General features: G+C 73.2%; 17 protein-coding genes. 2 read left to right on the forward strand and 15 right to left on the reverse strand.

The genetic code is table 11. The features are described 5' to 3' along the window. Positions 1-82: 82 nt before the first annotated feature. From fbaA to CUT83_RS30065, 8 genes are all read right to left on the reverse strand, one after another. The gene (gene fbaA / locus CUT83_RS09855; protein ID WP_093852491.1) at positions 83-1,105 is read right to left on the reverse strand and encodes a class II fructose-bisphosphate aldolase; all 1,023 of its coding nucleotides are present in this window, start codon (positions 1,103-1,105) and stop codon (positions 83-85) included. A gap of 333 nt (positions 1,106-1,438) precedes the next feature. Next, on the reverse strand, positions 1,439-1,978 hold the full coding sequence (pyrE, locus tag CUT83_RS09860) for an orotate phosphoribosyltransferase (protein ID WP_101255479.1): 540 nt from the start codon (positions 1,976-1,978) through the stop codon (positions 1,439-1,441). Positions 1,979-2,057: 79 nt separating this feature from the next. Beyond that, on the reverse strand, positions 2,058-2,888 hold the full coding sequence (locus CUT83_RS09865; RefSeq protein ID WP_101255480.1) for an aldose epimerase family protein: 831 nt from the start codon (positions 2,886-2,888) through the stop codon (positions 2,058-2,060). Between the two features lie 36 nt (positions 2,889-2,924). Then, on the reverse strand, positions 2,925-4,073 hold the full coding sequence (locus CUT83_RS09870) for an SRPBCC family protein (protein ID WP_101255481.1): 1,149 nt from the start codon (positions 4,071-4,073) through the stop codon (positions 2,925-2,927). Positions 4,074-4,189: 116 nt separating this feature from the next. Further along, a complete protein-coding gene (locus CUT83_RS09875; RefSeq protein WP_101255482.1) occupies positions 4,190-5,947 on the reverse strand; it encodes a polyamine aminopropyltransferase in 1,758 nt (585 codons plus the stop codon). Positions 5,948-6,084: 137 nt separating this feature from the next. Beyond that, positions 6,085-6,618, reverse strand: a complete 534-nt coding sequence (locus CUT83_RS09880) for a DUF2617 family protein (protein WP_101255483.1) — start codon at positions 6,616-6,618, stop codon at positions 6,085-6,087. Between the two features lie 250 nt (positions 6,619-6,868). Beyond that, positions 6,869-7,126, reverse strand: a complete 258-nt coding sequence (locus CUT83_RS30285) for a hypothetical protein (protein WP_241524782.1) — start codon at positions 7,124-7,126, stop codon at positions 6,869-6,871. Between the two features lie 165 nt (positions 7,127-7,291). After that, entirely contained in the window at positions 7,292-7,507 is a 216-nt protein-coding gene (locus tag CUT83_RS30065; protein ID WP_158238987.1) for a hypothetical protein, read from the reverse strand. Between the two features lie 96 nt (positions 7,508-7,603). Here CUT83_RS30065 and CUT83_RS09890 point away from each other — a divergent pair, with 96 nt between their 5' ends. Further along, positions 7,604-8,839 carry a pyridoxal phosphate-dependent aminotransferase gene (locus tag CUT83_RS09890; RefSeq protein WP_101255484.1) on the forward strand — a complete coding sequence of 412 codons (1,236 nt, stop codon included), beginning with the start codon at positions 7,604-7,606 and terminating at the stop codon, positions 8,837-8,839. A gap of 145 nt (positions 8,840-8,984) precedes the next feature. On the opposite strand, the gene CUT83_RS09895 is transcribed toward CUT83_RS09890, so the two are convergent. Together CUT83_RS09895 and clpB are read right to left on the reverse strand one after the other, a co-directional pair. Further along, on the reverse strand, positions 8,985-9,512 hold the full coding sequence (locus CUT83_RS09895; RefSeq protein ID WP_093852616.1) for a YbjN domain-containing protein: 528 nt from the start codon (positions 9,510-9,512) through the stop codon (positions 8,985-8,987). A 247-nt stretch (positions 9,513-9,759) separates the two neighbouring features. After that, positions 9,760-12,360 (reverse strand): ATP-dependent chaperone ClpB, encoded by a 2,601-nt coding sequence (gene clpB / locus CUT83_RS09900; RefSeq protein ID WP_101255485.1) that lies wholly within the window; start codon positions 12,358-12,360, stop codon positions 9,760-9,762. A 111-nt stretch (positions 12,361-12,471) separates the two neighbouring features. Between clpB and CUT83_RS09905 the strand changes: the two genes are divergently transcribed. Then, positions 12,472-12,903 carry a pyridoxamine 5'-phosphate oxidase family protein gene (locus tag CUT83_RS09905; protein ID WP_158238988.1) on the forward strand — a complete coding sequence of 144 codons (432 nt, stop codon included), beginning with the start codon at positions 12,472-12,474 and terminating at the stop codon, positions 12,901-12,903. A gap of 203 nt (positions 12,904-13,106) precedes the next feature. On the opposite strand, the gene CUT83_RS09910 is transcribed toward CUT83_RS09905, so the two are convergent. The 5 genes from CUT83_RS09910 to CUT83_RS09930 all read right to left on the reverse strand — a co-directional run. Further along, positions 13,107-13,967, reverse strand: a complete 861-nt coding sequence (locus CUT83_RS09910) for a trypsin-like serine peptidase (RefSeq protein WP_158238989.1) — start codon at positions 13,965-13,967, stop codon at positions 13,107-13,109. A 256-nt stretch (positions 13,968-14,223) separates the two neighbouring features. Continuing rightward, entirely contained in the window at positions 14,224-14,700 is a 477-nt protein-coding gene (locus CUT83_RS09915) for a heat shock protein transcriptional repressor HspR (RefSeq protein ID WP_101255488.1), read from the reverse strand. A 5-nt stretch (positions 14,701-14,705) separates the two neighbouring features. After that, positions 14,706-15,890: a molecular chaperone DnaJ gene (gene dnaJ, locus CUT83_RS09920; RefSeq protein ID WP_101255489.1), complete on the reverse strand. Its 1,185-nt coding sequence runs from the start codon at positions 15,888-15,890 to the stop codon at positions 14,706-14,708. A gap of 33 nt (positions 15,891-15,923) precedes the next feature. Further along, positions 15,924-16,616 (reverse strand): nucleotide exchange factor GrpE, encoded by a 693-nt coding sequence (gene grpE / locus CUT83_RS09925; protein WP_101255490.1) that lies wholly within the window; start codon positions 16,614-16,616, stop codon positions 15,924-15,926. Beyond that, a partial coding sequence (locus tag CUT83_RS09930) for an Hsp70 family protein (protein ID WP_158238990.1) occupies positions 16,613-17,495 on the reverse strand: 883 nt, incomplete at its 5' end. The genes CUT83_RS09930 and grpE, both read right to left, overlap by 4 nt.

A 17,495-nucleotide genomic window follows, 5' to 3' on the forward strand; every position in this document is an offset into this window, starting at 1 on the left:
TCCCCCGCCCGGGCCCGGGCGGGGGACGCGGAGGCCGGGCGGGGAGGCCGTACGGGGAAACGCGGGTGCTACCTACCGGGTGTTACTTCATGCGGGTGCCGGTGGAGCGCAGGTCGGCGCACGCCTTGGCGACACGCTCGGCCATGCTCTTCTCGGCCAGCTTGCCCCAGCTGCGCGGGTCGTAGGTCTTCTTGTCGCCGACCTCGCCGTCCACCTTCAGCACACCGTCGTAGTTGCGGAACATGTGGTCCGCGACGGGGCGGGTGAACGCGTACTGGGTGTCGGTGTCGAGGTTCATCTTCACCACGCCGTTGTCCAGTGCGGTGGCGATCTCCTGCTCGGTGGAGCCGGAGCCGCCGTGGAAGACGAAGTCGAACGGGTTCTGCTTGCCGAACTTGGCGGCCACGCCCTCCTGGAGGTCCTTCAGCAGCTCGGGGCGGAGCACGACGTTGCCCGGCTTGTAGACGCCGTGGACGTTACCGAAGGAGGCGGCCAGCAGATAGCGGCCCTTCTCGCCCAGACCCAGGGCCTCGGCGGTACGGATGGCGTCGTCGACGGTGGTGTACAGCTCGTCGTTGATCTCGTGGCTGACCCCGTCCTCCTCGCCGCCGGTCGGGGTGATCTCGACCTCGAGGATGATCTTCGCGGCAGCGGCGGCGGCCAGCAGCTCCTGGGCGATCTCCAGGTTGTCGGCCAGGGTCTCGGCCGAGCCGTCCCACATGTGGGACTGGAACAGCGGGTTCATGCCCGCCTCGACGCGCTTGCGGGAGAGCTCCAGCAGCGGACGTACGTAGCCGTCCAGCTTGCCCTTGGGGCAGTGGTCGGTGTGCAGCGCGATGTTGACCGGGTACTTCTCGGCGACGATGTGCGCGAACTCGGCCAGCGCGACCGCACCGGTCACCATGTCCTTGCTGTACTGGCCGCCCAGGAACTCGGCGCCGCCGGTGGAGATCTGGATGATGCCGTCGCTCTCCGCCTCGGCGAAACCGCGCAGCGCGGCGTGCAGCGTCTGCGTCGAGGTCACGTTGATGGCGGGGTAGGCGAACCTGCCTGCCTTCGCCCTGTCGAGCATCTCGTTGTAGACCTCGGGGGTTGCGATGGGCATCTGTCCGCTCCTTGATGGTGTGCGAAGCTCTACGGCTCTGGTGTGGGTCAACGGAACGACGTCATCGTCGTCCCCATCCTCCCAGACGTGTGAGATTGCTCCACCCCCGCGTCCGGGGGGCGGGACGGGAGTCCGCAGAGGGACCGGTTCGCGTACCGCGCCCGGCCGGGAACCGGCCGGGCGCGGGCTGGTTTCACCCCCACACCGCCGGCCGGGCCACAGAGAGTCACCGTTTCACGTGAAACAGTGACTCTCACGGACCTCTCCGGTTGCCCCGCGAGGTTTGCGCGGGGCCGGAACCGGAGTCGGAACCGGGGCCGACGGAGGAAGAGATCAGGACAGGTCCAGGTCCTCCAGCCCGTACGCCTGGTAGTACGGCAGTCCCGCCTCCTCGATCGCCGGAGCCGCGCCGCGCTCGACGATGACCGCCACGCCCACGACCTCCGCACCGGCCTCCCGCAGCGCCTCGACCGCCGTGAGGACCGAGCCGCCCGTGGTGGAGGTGTCCTCGACCGCCAGCACCCTGCGGCCCGCCACGTCCGGCCCCTCGATCCGGCGCTGGAGACCATGGGCCTTGCCCGCCTTGCGGACGACGAACGCGTCCAGCTTCCGGCCGCGTGCGGCGGCGGCGTGCAGCATCGCGGTGGCCACCGGGTCGGCGCCGAGGGTCAGGCCTCCCACCGCGTCGTACTCGATGTCGGAGGTCAGATCGAGCAGCACCTGCCCGACCAGCGGAGCCGCCTCGGCGTCCAGGGTGATCCGGCGGAGGTCGACGTAGTAGTCGGCCTCCTTGCCGGAGGAGAGGGTCACCCGGCCGTGGACCACGGCCTTGTCCTTGATCTGCTGCAGAAGCTTCTCGCGCGCGTCGCTCATGCCGACGAGCCTAAGCCAGCCCCGCGCCGCCTCCGCGCCGCTCCCCTCACCCCGGTCCCACCCCGGCCCTGCCCCGGATCTACGCCGGCCTGCGCCACGACCAGACCGTGGAGACCTCCAGCGGGTCAATGGGCGTGACCAGGCGCGGGTGGGAGTTGAGCCCGTCGGGCGGGCCGGTCTGCGGCTCCACACAGACAGCCTCGGGCTGCTCGTCGTAGACGACCACCCACTCGGCGCGGCTGGTGACCTTCAGCTCCAGCTCGTCCGGCCAGGTCAGTGTCACATCCACCCCTTCCGGCATGCCGAAGCAGTCGTCCCAGGGGCCCGGACGCGGCTCGGTGCGGCGGCCGGTGGGGATGTGGTCCTCGCCGCGCTCCTCCTGCCAGGCGGGCGCGAAGTCCAGCGTCACGTCCTGCCCGCCCTGCCCCAGGTTGCGCAGGAACCAGGGGTGCCAGCCGGCCTGCGCCGGGAAGGAGTCCCCGGCCGTCTCCACGCCCAGCGTGAGGGTGAGCCCGCCGCCGTCCTCGGCCAGTTCCACCACCTGCGTCACCCGGCCGGGCCAGGGCCAGGGGTCGGTGAGGTCGTGGTAGAAGGACGCGGTCCGCCCGTCGCTGCGGACCGTGTGCCAGGGAGCGCCGCGCACGGTGCCGTGGATGGCGTGCTCCCCGGCGGTCACGGGGAGCTGGTACCGCTCGCCGCCGTTGAGGAACCGCCCCTGCCGGGTCCGCCCGCACCAGGGCACCATCACGAACGCGCCGTACCGATCGCCCTGCCTCAGCACCTCCGTGCCGTCGATGCGCAGGGAGGAGATCCGGCAGCCGTGCGCCGGGTCGACGGTCACCTCGGTGCCGCCGGCTCGCAGACGGACTCCGCTGTCTGTGTCTTGGGCGTCATGGACAGTCACATCCATGACCTTAACCGCGAGAGCCGGCGATAACCGCGATCTTCAGCGCCGCCTCCGCAGCACACGGCCCACCACGACCGCCGAGGCCACCGCCAGCGCCGCCGCCGGGGCGGCCCAGCGCAGCACCGCCGCGGCCGGGGAGACCTCCTCGGGCGGGGGCACGGGGGCATAGCGGCCGCGCGGCGGGGCGTGGTCGACCTCCTCGGCACTGCGTCCGATCATCGTCCGGCGGGCATGGGCGGCCTCGGCGGCGGAACGCGACTCCTCGTCCAGTTCGTCGACGAGGTCGTCGCCCGGACCGCCGGTGAATTCCCTGCCGTCGAGTGCCTCCTCGCTCGACGGGTCGAGCGAGGAGGGCGGCACCTCGACGTCGAAGACTCCCCGGGCCCGGACCTCCTCGTCCGGGACATCCGGGATGTCCGAGTCGCCCGGGACGCCCGGGGTGTCCGGGGCGCCGGGCTCCTCCGGCTCTCCCGCCTTCCCGGCGCTTCCCGCGCTTCCGGCGTCCCCACCGTTCCTGGCGTCCGCGTTGTTCCTGGCGTTCGCGGAGCCGGGTGTCTCGGGCGCGGGGATGCCCGGGATCACGGGCTCGTTGTCGTCGGGCTCGCCGATCCCGCCGGGCGTGGCGACCGTGCCCGCGGCCTCCACCGGGGAGACCGGGTCGGCCGCCATGCCGGCGGCCAGTTCCCCGCCGAAACGGTCCAGCAGCCGACGGCCGACGGCAGCCCGCTGCTTCTCCTCGAACTCCGTGATCCGGCCGTTGCCGCGCAGCTTCCCGGTGCAGAGAAGCACGGTGCCCTCACCGTCGTCGGCCGGGCGCGGCACGATCGTCAGGGCCAGCTCCACCGAGCCGTCGCCCCTGGCCTCGGCACCCTCCCCGCGGACCGTGCAGGCGCCGCCCTCGTCGCCTTCGCCGTCCGTGTCGTGCGTGTCGTGCGTGTCGTGCGTGTCGTGCGTGTCGTGCGTCAGACGCAGGCTGCCGCGGTACGTGATGCTGGAGCCGCCGATCCGCACCCGCAGCCGCCCCTGGACGACCGCGCCGCCCCCGGCGCCACCGTGCACCGTGTCCGGGGCCTCGGGGCCCGGTTCGTCGGGCTGGAGCCCCGGCACACAGCGCACGACGCGCTCCGGCTCGGCGAGCGCCGCCCGCACGGCCGCGGCAGTGAACGGAACGTACACCTCATGCTCCATGGGGCGGAGCCTACCCAGTACCTCTCCCGCCAGTGCCCGCTCCGTACGGGCGTCGGCACGTCGTGCTCCGCGCGCCCCTCGCCCCCGCCTCCCGCCCTCTTCGCCCGGACACGCCCTCAGTCCCGGTAGCGGGGGTGCATCAGGGTGGACGGCCGCAGGCCGGCGATACGGTTCTGCTCCGCGCGAGCCGCGGCGCGGCGCAGGTCCGCCGGGCCGAAGGCGTGCGGGGCCGGACCGCCCGGCCCGAGGGCGAGCGGCGGCGGGGCGCCGTGTGCCGCCAGCACGAAACCCCAGTCGCCGGGCCGTTCCCGGCCGCCCGCGGCCGTACCGCCGCGCCCCTGCGGGCGGCCGGGGCCGGCGGTGAGGCCGGACAGCCGCCCGTCCACCGCATAGGGAGCGGTGCGCAGGCCCACGGTCCGCAGTGTGGTCTCCACCGTCCAGTACGTGCGGGGGCGTTCCCCGGCCGGTCCCGCGTGCACCACCAGCCGTCCCCGCTCGGACAGCGCCCGCGCGGCCAGCCCGAAGAACTCCTGCGAGTACAGCCGGGAGCTGTCCGAGGCGCCGGGATCGGGCAGATCGGAGACGATCACGTCGTACGGCGGCCGGCCGGAGTCCGGCCGGGAGCGCAGCCAGTCGAAGGCGTCCCCCGTCTCCACCCGCACCCGCGGGTCGTCCAGCGAACGGCGGTTGAGACGGCCGAGCACCGGGTCGGCGCGGGCCAGTTCCACGACACCGGGGTCGAGTTCCACCACCGTCGCCGACTCCACCTCCGGGTGGCGCAGTACCTCGCGCAGGGCCAGTCCGTCGCCGCCGCCCAGGACCAGCACCCTGCCGTGCGGGCCGGCCGCCATCGCGGGGTGGACCAGCGCCTCGTGGTAGCGCCGCTCGTCCCCGCCGCACACCCGCAGCCGGCCGTCGAGGAACATCCCGAAACCGGCGGGCTCGCTCCCGCCGGAGTGCCGGACGCCCTCGGTGAGCACGATCTCCTGGACGGCGGTGTTCCGCACCGTCCGCACCTCGCCGCCGTACACCGCCCGGCGTGCGGCCTGCTCGAAGGAGTCGACGACGGCGACCCCGGTGACCAGCACCGCCACCACCAGTGCGTTGACGAGCAGCAGTGCGCGGCGCGAGCGGGGCGACAGGTCGCCGCGGAACAGCCACAGCACCAGCACGCCGCCCGCGACGGCGTTCACCGTCCCGACCGCCAGGGCTCCCGGGAGCTGGCCCATCAGCGGGAGGAGCAGGAAGGGGAAGGCGAGCCCGCCGACGAGGGCCCCCACGTAGTCCGCGGCGAACAGATCGGCGACCGCGCCGCCGGCGTCCTGTTCCCGGATCCGCTGGATGAGGGTCATCAGCAGCGGCATCTCGGCGCCGATGAGCACCCCGATGACCAGTGAGAAACCGATCAGCACCGCCACCGAGCCGCCGACCCAGGCGAAGTAGGCGTACAGCGCCATCGCCGAGCCTCCGCCGACCAGTGCCAGCAGCGCCTCGACGATCCCGAACCCGGCCGCGGCACGGGTGCGCAGCCGCTTGGCGAGCAGCGATCCCAGGCCCATGGCGAAGACCATCACCGACAGCACGACGGAGGTGTGGGTGACGGAGTCGCCGGCCAGATGGGAGCCGAGGGCGACGAGTTCGAGTTCGTAGACGAGACCGCACGCGGCGCAGACGAAGACCGCGGCGAGGACGAGGAACCGTCCGGCCCCGGGCGGTACGGGCAGCCGCGCCGGCTCCTGCGGCCTCGCCGACCCCTGCGCCGACTCCTGCGCCGGCGCCTGTGACGGGGCCTGTGACGGGGCCCGCGGCGGCTCCTTCCGGGGCGGCGAGGACCCCGACGCCCCCGCCGGTACGGAAGCGGGCGTTTCGATCATGTCGGGAACGCTACGGGACGTCTCCCTCGAGTCCTGTCACCCACACAGGTGCAATGAACCGCACATGCGCGCGAACCGACACCCTCTGATCCGGCGTGCGGCGCGTACGCCCCGTACCCGTACGGGCCGCGCCGGGATCACACGCCCACCCGCTCCGGTTCCCGCACGCGCGCCCCCACTCTGGTGTGGGTCACGACGAGCCGCCGCTCCTGCGGGTAGGCGTGCCAGGTCCGCCAGTGCGTCTGGCCGCCGCGCCGCTGGACCAGCAGGGCGGTGAAGGCGTTCGGGCTGCCGGGGAAGGTGCCGGCCAGCCCGTGCGGGTGATCCGCGACGAGCGCGAGCAGTTCCTGGGCGCGCCCCGTGAAGGAGCCGCCGGAGAGCGTCTCGACACGTGCCGCGAACGCGTACTCCCAGTCGTCCATCCGCTTCGACACCCCCAGCGGCAGCGGTGTCCTGCTGCCGGGGATGCACGCCACGGTCTCCGAGCAGAAGATGCCGCCCTCGTCCGCGAGCAGCACCTGGTGCGATGCGCCGAGCAGTCTCAGCTGGACTGCGGTTCCCTGGATTTCGATATCCAGCTTCGCCAGGGCCGGCATGGGGTCGCGCCCGAGCGCCCAGGCGAGGTCACCGGCGCGGGTGTCGGTGTACGGGGTCTTGAGATCGGTGAGCATGGGTCGGCTCCGCAACGCAGTGAGGGCGGACCGGCTCAGCCCCCTGGAACAGGGCCCCGAAGGGGGACAGGGATGCTGCCTGCCGCCGGCTCGCGCCCACGTGAGGTCCGGGTACATCAGTCACCGAATCACGGAATGTGCGGCTCCTACAGGCTTTTTACTCACCTTCGTCTGTTTTCCATACCAGCGGGGGCCTAGCGGGTCAGATGTTCTCCCCGCTGAACTGCAACCGCCGTACGGGTGAACGGCGTCAGGCGCCTCCGCATCCCCCGCCGCCCCCACCGCCACCGCCACCGCCGCACCCACCGCCACCGCCGCCGCCGGCGCACGACGAACCGCCGCCGTGCGAACCGCCGTCGTGGTAGCCGCCGGGGGCCCCGGTCCACATCCCCAGAGCTCCCCCGCCGGCGCTCCGCCGGGTGCGGCGGCTCCCTCTCGTGACCGCGCTGACCGCCACCACGGCCAGCACCAGGACCAGAACCATGCAGATGATGACAAATGCCGTCACGGCATCCCCCTCGTGTCCCCTCGTGTCCCCCGTGCCCGCACATCCCCCGTGCGGGCCTGATGTCACCATCCCCTCGCGCCGCCCGCGCCAAAGCCGAGTTGAGGAAGTCCAGAGGTTCGGGCGACGGCCGGGGCGCCGTCCCCGCCGGGGCCGTTCCGGCGCCGATCAGTCCCCTCCGCCTCCTCCGCCGCACCCGCCACCCGAGTCGCCCGACCCGCCGTCCGAACCGCCGTCCCCCCACCAGCCGCTGTCACCGCCACCGTCCGAACCGCCCCGACGGCCCCCGGCCGCCCGGCGCCCGCTCCGCAGGGCCGGAACGACCACCACCAGGACCAGCAGCACCATGAACACGGCGAGACCGCCGACCAACCACCCCACCACGCCCCCTCTCCCGCGCCCCCTACCGGGGCCGCCGTCACGACATCCGCAGCAAAGCACGGGCGGGGGGAGTTGAGGAAGCCGGGCACCGGACGGAGGATGACCGCCATGACCTCCACCGGACGACCGCTGCTCAACCGCCGCCTGGCCGGGTTCGGCACGACGGTCTTCGCCGAGATGTCGGCGCTGGCCGTCCGGACCGGATCGATCAACCTGGGCCAGGGCTTCCCCGACACCGACGGGCCCGAACAGGTCCGCGAGGCCGCCGTGCGCGCCCTGCGGGAGGGCCGCGGCAACCAGTACCCGCCCGGCCCCGGCGTCCCCGAGCTGCGCACAGCCGTCAGCGACCACCAGCGGCGCTTTTACGGCCTGGAGTACGACCCCGACACCGAGGTCCTGGTCACCGCCGGAGCCACCGAGGCGATCGCCGCCGCCCTGCTGGCCCTGCTGGAGCCGGGCGACGAGGTGATCGCGCTGGAGCCGTACTACGACTCCTACGCGGCCTGCGTCGCCATGGCCGGCGGCACCCGCGTCCCCGTCACCCTGCGGCCCTCCCCCGGTCCCGGGGCGGCGTACCGCCTGGACCTGGACGAGCTGCGCGACGCCGTCACCGACCGCACCCGGCTGATCCTGCTGAACACCCCGCACAACCCCACCGGCACCGTCCTCACCCGCGAGGAGCTGACGGCGATCGCCTCGCTGGCGGTGGAGCGGGACCTGCTGGTGGTCACCGACGAGGTCTACGAGCACCTGGTCTTCGACGGCGAGCACATCCCCATCGCCTCCCTGCCGGGGATGCGCGGGCGCACCGTCTCCATCTCCTCCGCCGGCAAGACCTTCTCCTTCACCGGCTGGAAGGTCGGCTGGGTGACGGGCACGCCGGAGCTGGTGTCGGCGGTGCGCTCGGCCAAGCAGTACCTCACCTACGTCTCGGCCGGCCCCTTCCAGTACGCGGTCGCCGAGGCGCTCGCCCTGCCGGACTCGTACTACACCGGGCTGCGCGAGGACCTGCGCGCCAAGCGGAACCTGCTGGCGGACGGCCTGGCCCGGGCGGGTTTCGGGGTCTTCCGCCCGGCCGGCACGTACTTCGTCACCACCGACATCCGCCCCCTCGGCGAGAGCGACGGTGTCGCCTTCTGCCGCGCCCTGCCCGAGCGCTGCGGTGTCGTCGCCGTGCCCAACGCGGTCTTCTACGACCATGCGCCGGAAGGCGCGCACTTCGTGCGCTTCGCCTTCTGCAAGCGCGAGGAGGTGCTGCGGGAGGCGGTGGAGCGCCTGGGCGCGCTGACCCCGGCCCCGGACCCGGCCCCGGACCGCGCCCGGACCGCCTCCTGATGGCCGGCGGCGGGCCGGGCCCGCACACCGCGGGGGCCGGCGCCCCGGCCCTCACGGGGCCGGACGCGCGGCGGCCCCGGCGCGGCGGACGCGAAGCGTTCCGTGCACCGGGGCCGCGCGGGGCCTCGTGTGGGGGGCGGAGAGGTCAGCCCTCGCCCTCACCGTCGGACTCCTCGACGTCCTTGGCCAGGCCGAGCTGCTCCACGAGCCAGCGGTCGAACTCGACCGAGGCGCGGATCCAGCTGACCGTGCTGGAGACGAAGTGCTCCAGCGAGACGCCGACGCCGACCAGCATCTGGGCCTCGCCGATCAGGCGGACCGTGCCGTCATCGTGCGTGTGGCTGTAGACCTTCGGCCACAGGGTGCGGCGGTTCCAGTCGTCGATCAGCTCCAGCAGGCGGTTCTTGTCCTCGATGGAGTGGGGACGGTCGTAGAACGTCCGGACGGAGAAGACCTGCTGCTCCTTCTCGCCGCGGAACATGAAGTAGGTGCGGAACTCCTCCCACGGCGCCGCGAGGTCACCCTCGTCGTCGACGACGTACTTCAGCTCCATCTGGTCGAGGAGCTGCTTGACCAGGTCCTGGTCCGGGATGACGGGCCCGGCAGGCCCCGTCGGCTGCTGTTCGGGCTGCTGGCCCCCGAAGTTCGGGATCGAGGACGGGTCGATAGTCACCGTGGATTTCCCTTCATACGATTCCTGCCATCCTCCCCCACCCCGGCCCGGTCCTGGCAAGCCCGGGCTTCACCGCTCGCCCGTCGGACTGACATGATCGTCCGACCGCACTGGGGGAGGCCGCGGCGACGGAGCGGAGACGGCGGGGGCACCGCCCTTGTCATCCTGGAGGCGTTCACCGGGTGAGCCCGGGGCCGGACGGCGTCCGGCCCCGGGCTCACGTGCTCCGTCCGCGCGGGCTTCCGCGTCAGCCGCGCACCGGGGCGACGGTCAGCCCCTCCTCCTCCAGGCCGACGTCCACGCGGACGGTGTCGCCGTCGCGGACCTCGCCGGCCAGGATCGCGCGGGCGAGCCGGTCGCCGATGGCCGTCTGGACCAGGCGGCGCAGCGGCCGGGCGCCGTAGGCCGGGTCGTTGCCCTCGACCGCCAGCCAGTCCAGCGCGGCGTCGGAGACGTCGAGGGTGAGGCGGCGGTCGGACAGGCGCCGGGAGAGTGCGTCGATCTGGAGCCGGGCGATGCTGCGCAGCTCCTCGCCGCTGAGCGCGGAGAAGATCACCAGGTCGTCCAGCCGGTTGAGGAACTCCGGCCGGAAGGCGGAGCGGACGCTCGCCATGACCTTCTCCCGCTTCTCCTCCTCCTTGGCGAGCGGGTCCATCAGGAACTGGCTGCCGAGGTTGGAGGTGAGGACGAGGATGGTGTTGCGGAAGTCCACCGTCCGGCCCTGCCCGTCGGTCAGCCGCCCGTCGTCGAGCACCTGGAGCAGGATGTCGAAGACCTCGTGGTGGGCCTTCTCCACCTCGTCCAGCAGCACCACGCTGTACGGGCGGCGCCGCACGGCCTCGGTGAGCTGGCCGCCCTCCTCGTAGCCGACGTAGCCGGGGGGCGCGCCGACCAGCCGGGCGACCGAGTGCTTCTCGCCGTACTCGCTCATGTCGATGCGGACCATGGCCCGCTCGTCGTCGAAGAGGAAGTCGGCGAGCGCCTTGGCCAGCTCGGTCTTGCCGACGCCGGTGGGGCCGAGGAACATGAACGAGCCCGTGGGCCGGTCGGGGTCGGCGACCCCGGCGCGGGAGCGGCGCACGGCGTCGGAGACGGCGCGCACGGCCTCGCCCTGGCCGATCAGCCGCCGTCCCAGCTCCTCCTCCATGCGCAGCAGCTTCTTCGTCTCGCCCTCCAGCAGCCGTCCGGCGGGGATGCCGGTCCAGGAGGCGACGACGTCGGCGATGTCGTCCGAGCCGACCTCCTCCTTGACCATGGTGTCCTTGCTCGGCTCCTGCTCCTGCTCGGCGGCCGAGGCCTCCTCCAGCTCGCGCTCCAGGGTGGGGATCTCGCCGTACAGCAGCTTGGAGGCGGTCTCGAAGTCGCCGTCGCGCTGGGCGCGCTCGGCCTGGCCGCGCACCTCGTCGAGCCTCTCCTTCAGCTCGCCGACGCGGTTGAGGCCCTGCTTCTCCTTCTCCCAGCGGGCGGTCAGCCCCCGCAGCTCCTCCTCGCGGTCGGCCAGCTCGCGGCGCAGCCGCTCCAGCCGCTCCCGGGAGCTCTCGTCGCTCTCGCCCGCCAGCGCCAGCTCCTCCATCCTCAGCCGGTCCACGGCGCGCTGGAGCTCGTCGATCTCCACGGGCGAGGAGTCGATCTCCATGCGCAGCCGGGAGGCGGCCTCGTCGACCAGGTCGATGGCCTTGTCCGGCAGGAAGCGGGAGGTGATGTAGCGGTCGGAGAGGGCGGCGGCGGCCACCAGCGCGCCGTCGGCGATCTGCACCTTGTGGTGCGCCTCGTAGCGGCCCTTGAGGCCGCGCAGGATGGCGATGGTGTCCTCGACGGTGGGCTCGGCGACCAGCACCTGCTGGAAGCGGCGCTCCAGGGCCGGGTCCTTCTCGATCCGCTCGCGGTACTCGTCCAGCGTGGTGGCGCCGACCATGCGCAGCTCGCCGCGGGCCAGCATGGGCTTGAGCATGTTGCCCGCGTCCATCGCCGAGTCGCCGCCGGCGCCCGCGCCGACGACGGTGTGCAGCTCGTCGATGAAGGTGATGATCCGCCCGTCGCTGGACTTGATCTCGCCCAGGACGGCCTTGAGCCGCTCCTCGAACTCGCCGCGGTACTTGGCCCCGGCCACCATCGCGCCCAGGTCGAGGGCGACCAGGCGCTTGTTCTTCAGCGACTCGGGGACGTCGCCCTTGACGATCCGCTGCGCCAGGCCCTCCACGACCGCGGTCTTGCCGACGCCGGGCTCGCCGATGAGGACCGGGTTGTTCTTGGTGCGCCGCGAGAGCACCTGCACCACGCGGCGGATCTCCTGGTCGCGGCCGATGACGGGGTCGAGCCGGCCCTCGCGTGCCGCGGCGGTCAGGTCGGTGCCGAACTTCTCCAGGGCCTTGTAGGTGCCCTCGGGGTCGGCGGTGGTGACGCGCTGACCGCCGCGGGCGGTCTCGAAGGCGGTGAGCAGCTTCTCGGCGGTGGCCCCCTGCTCGGTGAGCAGTGTGCCGGCCCGGCCGCCCCTGGCCGCCAGGCCGATGAGCAGGTGCTCGGTGGAGATGTAGGCGTCGCCCAGCTCCTTGGCGCGCCGGGAGGCGTCGGCGAGGACGGCCATCAGGTCGCGGTCGGGCTGCGGCTTGGCGACGGTGGAGCCCTGCACGCTGGGCAGCGAGCCCAGCAGCCGCTCGGCCGCCGAGCGCAGGGCGGCCTGGTCGGCGTCGACCGCCGCGAGCATGTCCTGGATGTTCTCGTTGTCCTGGCCCTCCAACAGGGCCAGCAGCAGATGTACCGGGGTGATGTCGGGGTGGCCCCCGGTGAGGGCGCGGTTGTTGGCCGCGCTGATCGCGTCCCGGCTCCTGTTGGTCAGCTCGGCGTCCACGGGTGCGTGCTCCTCCTCCTGTCGCCAACTCTGCACACATCAGCATGCAGTAAGTTGAGTCTATTCCACTCAAGGGGCGAACGGGAGTGCCGCCGGGATAGTTTCCGGAGCATGGCCAGTGAATCCCGGCGGGACCCCGGACACCCGGACGACGCGTACCTCGCCTTCTGGCGGGAGCGGCATCTGTGCACCCTGACCACGCTCCGCCCCGACGGCACCCCCCACGTGGTGCCCGTCGGGGTCACCTACGACCCCGGGGCCGCTCTGGCACGGGTCATCACCCGCCGCACCAGCGCCAAGGTCGCCAACGTCCTGGCCGCCGCGGACCGCCCCGGGGGCGCCCGGGCCGCCGTCTGCCAGGTGGACCGGGGGCGCTGGGCCACCCTGGAGGGCGTCGCGTCGGTACGCACCGACGCCGAGGCGATCGCGGACGCGGTCGCCCGCTACGCCGAGCGGTACGGACGCACCCCCGCGCCCAACCCGGAGCGGGTGCTGATCGAGATCGCCCTGGACCGGGCGATGGGCACCGTCCGGCCCCTCTGACCCGTCCGATCCCTCTGACCCGTCCGGCCCCTTCGCCCCGCACCCGTACCCCGCCGCCCGCGCCCGCACGCTGACCCGCGTACGGCAGGACGCCGCCCCGCCCGGTCGCACATCGGGCGGGACGGCGTCGGCTCGTGGGACGGCCGGTCGGCCGGTCGGCCGGTCGGGCGCGGATCAGACGGATCCCTCAGGCCCCGCGCGGCTCAGCCGCCGGACCCGCCCGCCGCCCGGAGCAGCCGGCGCGCCTCGGCCGGGAAGGGGCGGCCCAGCACCCGGCCCCGGTCGTCGCCGACCGACATCACGGCCACCACCGTGCCGGACTGGCTCGCGGCGTCGTAATCCCGCAGCCACGGCCCGCCGCTGGAGCCCTGGGTCAGGTCGCAGGACTCCAGCAGCAGTCCGCCCACGTTCGGCTGCTGGGTGTCCCGCTCGGTCAGCAGGGTGGGCGTGCCCGCGCAGTGGGCGAGCGTCTCGCCGTCGTACGGCTCGGCCGCCGGGTAGCCGAGGGCCACGGTGCGCTCGGCCGGCTCGACGGGCTCGAAGTCCAGCCGGTTGGCGCCGACCGTCTCCTGCAGCGTCCGCCCGTCCTTCTTCTCCACCTTCAGGAAGGCGTAGTCGTACGGCAGGGCCTGCGGCAGCTTCCCCCGCTTCCAGGCGGACTCCAGGTGCACCGACTCCACCCGCCAGCCGGCCCGGGCGGCGTTCGCGGTGCCGTGGCGGTCGTAGGCGGGGACGAACCAGGCCTGCTTCCAGCGGGCCTCGCCGGGGTTGTGGACGCAGTGCGCGGCGGTGACGACGACGCTTCCGTTGGGGGCGTCCACGACGGCGCCGGAGCAGGCCAGCAGTTGTCCGTCCGGATAGGTCCCGATGAGCTTCCCGACGGTCCGCACGGTACCGCCGGGCCAGGGGGCCCGGGGGGTGCCGGCCCCGTCGGCCGTTGTGCGAACGGCCGCGGCGCCGGACACCGGGTCGACCGCGGGAACGCCCAGGGGAGCGGCCCCCAGCAACGCGGCGGAGGTCGTGACGGTCACGAACGCGGCTATGACGGCACGTATCCTGTCCATGCCCTCACGCTGCGCCCCTCCCATCCCGGCATGCCATCCGCACACCGCCGGACGGGTGGCGCGAGGCGTCCGTTCGGGCGGACCCGGACGGACGCATGTGTACGCCGGACGGCCCCACACCGGCCCCACACCGGGCCCGCAGCGAGCCCGGCCGGACCGCGACGGCTATCCGGCCCGGTCGGCAGCCCGGCCCGGCCGGAAGCAGGCCCCAGGGGTGCCGGGGGCGGTGCGGGCCCGGCGTACCGCGGAGTGGGGGTCAGTCGGCGGAGCGCTGAGGCCGCCAGACCACCAGGGCGCTGGACTGCCGCACATCGTGGTAGGGCACCAGATCACGGCGGTAGGAGGCGTGCACCTGCGCCTCGCGCTGGCGCATGGCCACCGCCGCGCCCTCCACCGCCTGCTGAAGCTCGGTCACCTTGGCCTGGAGGGCCGCGACCTGGTTCTCCAGCTCGATGATGCGCTTGATGCCCGCGAGGTTGATGCCCTCGTCCTGCGACAGCCGCTGCACCTGGCGCAGGAGCTGGATGTCCCGCGCCGAGTAGCGGCGGCCGCGCCCGGCGGTGCGGTCGGGGGAGACGAGACCGAGCCGGTCGTACTGCCGCAGTGTCTGCGGGTGGAGCCCGGAGAGCTGCGCCGCGACGGAGATGACGTAGACCGGTGACTCGTCCGTCAGCTCGTACGGGTTGGTGCGCCCCCGCCCCTGGCCCTGTCGTCCGCGGCCGTAGCCGTCCATATCGGTCAGTCTCCCTTCGCGGCCTTGAACAGCGCCGCCCGCGGGTCCTCGCCCGCGGTCGCGTCACGGTAGGACTCCAGCAGGTCCCTCGCCTTGTCGCTCAGCTCCCTCGGGACCGTCACCTCTATGGTGACCAACAGATCGCCCCTGGTGCCATCCTTGCGCACCGCTCCTTTTCCGCGGGCGCGCATCGTCCGGCCGCCCGGCGTGCCGGCCGGAAGCCTCAGGGTGACCGGCGGGCCGCCCAGGGTGGGCACCTTGATCTCGCCGCCGAGCGCCGCCTCCGTGAAGGTGACGGGCACGGTGACGGTCAGGTTGTCGCCCTTGCGGCCGAACACCGGGTGCGGTTCGACGTGCACCACGACGTACAGATCGCCGTTCGGGCCGCCGCGCTCGCCCGGCGCGCCCTTGCCGCGCAGCCGGATGCGCTGCCCGTCGGAGACTCCGGCGGGGATGCGGACCTGCATGGTGCGCGAGCTGGTGGCCCGGCCGCTGCCCTTGCAGACCTCGCACGGGTCCTGGGCGATCAGGCCCCGGCCCTTGCAGTCCACGCACGGGTCGGTGAGCGAGAACCCGCCCCCGCCGCCGCGGCTGACCTGGCCGGTGCCGACGCAGGTCGGGCAGACCCTGGGGGTGCCGTTCTTGTCGCCGGTGCCCGCGCAGGCCTTGCACGCCGCCGAGCTGGACATCCGCAGCGGGACCGTGGCCCCGTCCACCGCCTCGGTGAAGCTGAGCGTCACCTCGGACTCGACGTCCTGGCCGCGGCGCGGCTGGGTGCGCGTGCCCGCGCCGCCGCCCCGGCCGAACAGCCCGCCGAAGACGTCCCCGAGGCCGCCGCCGAAGCCGCCCGCCCCGGGGGCGCCGCCGCCCTGGGCGCCCCCGAAGAGGTCGCCCAGGTCGAAGTTGAAGCCGCCGGGGCCGCCCGCCCCCGGGCCGGCGCGGAAACCGCCGGCGCCGAAGAGCGCGCGGGCCTCGTCGTACTCCTTGCGGCGCTTGGGATCGCCCAGGACGTCATGGGCCTCGGAGACCTCCTTGAAGCGCTCCTCGGCCCGGGCGTCGCCCTTGTTGGCGTCCGGGTGGAACTCGCGGGCGAGCTTCCGGTACGCCTTCTTGATCTCCGCCTCGGTGGCGTCCTTGGGGACGCCGAGGACCTTGTAGTAGTCCTTCTCCACGAAGTCCTTGGTACTCATCCCCGGCGTCCCTCCTCCCGGTCTTCCCTCGCGTCAGCCCTGCTCGGGGCCACCGCTCTCCTCATCAGCTGCCGTCTCCGCCTGCTGGTCCTCGCCCTTGCCGGGCTGCGCGCCCGGCTGGGGCTCGGCGACACCGACCCGCGCGGGCCGGATGGTGCGCTCGCCGATGCGATACCCCGGCTGCAGGATCTGCACGCACGTCGTCTCGGTGACGTCGGGCGAGTACGAGTGCATCAGGGCCTCGTGCACCGTCGGGTCGAACGCCTCGCCCTCCTTGCCGAACTGCTGCAGGCCCATCTTCGCCACGACCGTCTCCAGCGACTCGGCCACCGACTTGAAGCCGCCGACCAGCTCGCCATGGTCCCGGGCGCGGCCGATGTCGTCGAGCACCGGCAGCAGCTCGGTGAGCACGTTGGCGATCGCGACCTCCTTGACCGCCACCCGGTCCCGCTCGACCCGGCGGCGGTAGTTGGAGAACTCCGCCTGGAGCCGCTGCAGGTCCTGGGTGCGCTCGTTCAGCGCGGTGCGGGTCTGGTCGAGCTGGGCGGTCAGCGCCGCCACCCGCTCGGCGTCCCCGGACGCCCCGGGCGTCCCGGGGCCCGCCTCCGGGGCCGCCTCCTCGGCGGCTCCGGAGGCCTGTGCCGCGTCACCGGGCTGCTCGCCCGGCTTGCCCGGCTCGGCGGGGACGTCGGGCTCCTGCTCGAAACCCGGGGTCTCCTCCGTCACGCTGCATCACCCTTGGGCTTGTCGTCGTCGACGATCTCGGCGTCCACCACGTCCTCGTCCGCGCCGCCGGCCTTGGCACCGGCGCCGGCACCAGCGCCGGCCTCGGCGCCGCCCGCGGCCTGCTGGCCCTGGGCGTCGGCGTACAGGGCCTGGCCCAGCTTCTGGCTGGTGGCCGCCACCTTCTCGGAGGCCTCGCGGATGGCCGCGGTGTCCTCACCCTTGAGCTTCTCCTTCAGATCCGCCACCGACGCCTCGACCTCGGACTTCACGTCCCCGGGCACCTTGTCGGCGTTGTCCGTCAGGAACTTCTCGGTGGTGTAGACGAGCTGCTCGGCCTGGTTGCGGGTCTCGGCCGCCTCCCGGCGCCGGTGGTCCTCCTCCGCGTACTGCTCGGCCTCCCGCATCATCCGCTCGATGTCGTCCTTGGGCAGCGCCGAGCCGCCGGTGACGGTCATCCGCTGCTCCTTGCCGGTGCCCAGGTCCTTGGCCGACACGTGCATGATGCCGTTGGCGTCGATGTCGAAGGTGACCTCGATCTGCGGCACCCCGCGCGGCGCCGGCGGCAGCCCGGTCAGCTCGAACATGCCCAGCTTCTTGTTGTACGCGGCGATCTCCCGCTCGCCCTGGTACACCTGGATCTGCACGCTGGGCTGGTTGTCCTCGGCGGTGGTGAAGATCTCCGAGCGCTTGGTCGGGATCGTGGTGTTGCGCTCGATCAGCTTGGTCATGATGCCGCCCTTGGTCTCGATGCCCAGGGACAGCGGGGTGACGTCCAGCAGCAGGACGTCCTTGACCTCGCCCTTGAGGACACCGGCCTGCAGCGAGGCGCCGATGGCCACGACCTCGTCGGGGTTGACGCCCTTGTTCGCCTCCTTGCCG

This window comes from Streptomyces barkulensis, assembly GCF_002843305.1.
GTDB lineage: Bacteria > Actinomycetota > Actinomycetes > Streptomycetales > Streptomycetaceae > Streptomyces > Streptomyces barkulensis.

Bases quoted from the DNA above. Each gene is read 5' to 3' on its own strand.
- fbaA (WP_093852491.1), bottom strand. From the start codon at position 1,105: ATGCCCATCGCAACCCCCGAGGTCTACAACGAGATGCTCGACAGGGCG.
- pyrE (WP_101255479.1), bottom strand. From the start codon at position 1,978: ATGAGCGACGCGCGCGAGAAGCTTCTGCAGCAGATCAAGGACAAGGCC.
- CUT83_RS09865 (WP_101255480.1), bottom strand. From the start codon at position 2,888: ATGGATGTGACTGTCCATGACGCCCAAGACACAGACAGCGGAGTCCGT.
- CUT83_RS09870 (WP_101255481.1), bottom strand. From the start codon at position 4,073: ATGGAGCATGAGGTGTACGTTCCGTTCACTGCCGCGGCCGTGCGGGCG.
- CUT83_RS09875 (WP_101255482.1), bottom strand. From the start codon at position 5,947: ATGATCGAAACGCCCGCTTCCGTACCGGCGGGGGCGTCGGGGTCCTCG.
- CUT83_RS09880 (WP_101255483.1), bottom strand. From the start codon at position 6,618: ATGCTCACCGATCTCAAGACCCCGTACACCGACACCCGCGCCGGTGAC.
- CUT83_RS09890 (WP_101255484.1), top strand. From the start codon at position 7,604: ATGACCGCCATGACCTCCACCGGACGACCGCTGCTCAACCGCCGCCTG.
- CUT83_RS09905 (WP_158238988.1), top strand. From the start codon at position 12,472: ATGGCCAGTGAATCCCGGCGGGACCCCGGACACCCGGACGACGCGTAC.
- CUT83_RS09910 (WP_158238989.1), bottom strand. From the start codon at position 13,967: ATGGACAGGATACGTGCCGTCATAGCCGCGTTCGTGACCGTCACGACC.
- CUT83_RS09915 (WP_101255488.1), bottom strand. From the start codon at position 14,700: ATGGACGGCTACGGCCGCGGACGACAGGGCCAGGGGCGGGGGCGCACC.
- dnaJ (WP_101255489.1), bottom strand. From the start codon at position 15,890: ATGAGTACCAAGGACTTCGTGGAGAAGGACTACTACAAGGTCCTCGGC.